This is a genomic window from Acinetobacter sp. TUM15064, assembly GCF_008980265.1.
GTDB lineage: Bacteria > Pseudomonadota > Gammaproteobacteria > Pseudomonadales > Moraxellaceae > Acinetobacter.
Map to the genome: position 1 here is coordinate 1 of NZ_BKFU01000162.1, position 898 is coordinate 898.

1 protein-coding gene is annotated in these 898 nt (G+C 31.4%); it reads right to left on the minus strand.

The window, feature by feature from the left end; all coding sequences use genetic code 11:
- Positions 1-438: TerD family protein (locus tag GBI16_RS18205; protein ID WP_171494594.1), on the minus strand; the 438-nt coding region annotated here is incomplete at its 3' end.
- Positions 439-898 lie beyond the last annotated feature (460 nt).

Genomic DNA, 898 nt, shown 5'->3' on the forward strand with positions numbered 1-898 from the left:
ATCATTATGTTTATACACTTCTGCCAAAATTAATGCTTTTTCTGTTTTAGACTGAGTCTGAATCAATGCATTGGCGATGGTTTGAGTACCGGATAAAAGTTCAATATGAATGGGAGATATTCGACTAAAATTATTTGGTTCACTGATAGTTGCACATAAAGTAACTTTTTGAATTTGTGGATCAATTAATGCTGTATTAATCTTAAATTTACTTAAATATGGATCATTGGAATCAGACTGGACTAGTAGCACACTTTGATTTCGTGTTTGAGTTTGTCCATAGAAAATCATATCCTGATCACCACGCACTTTTTGCGTACTTTGTGCTAAAAGATATGCAGTACAATCAACCTCTAATTGATTAGGAATACTGGTTTTTATTAATATCTCCACCACTTCAGATGCTAAAGCAATGTTTCCACCTGCAATAAGTTGCATACTACCCTCTTACAATATTGTAATATTTCATTTAACTAATTAAGCATATGAATATAAAAAAAATATCTTAAAAATTATTTTATTCGCCCTATATTGTTTTAACATAGGCGGATTCACGCGGCAAGTGCAGCAATATAAAAACCTGCCACCACGTCACTGGGCGTATACCAACCCAGTGACTTTCTAGAACAATTATTCAACTTATTACATGAAAAATTTTATATACTCCATGTAGAATGGAATCATAAATTCATAATTGTTATTAAATAAAATTGAGATCAAATCTACTGTGAAATCGCATTACAATATCTGGATTGCTGAAAGTTATTCCTGTCAAAATGACATTATTCAATTATTAAAAAACTCAAATTTATCTCCCTATCTGACTATTTTTTGTTCTCACAGTAAACAACGTCCTGAACTGAAGTTGCTTGCAGATTATTTTTTTCAACAACCGGTT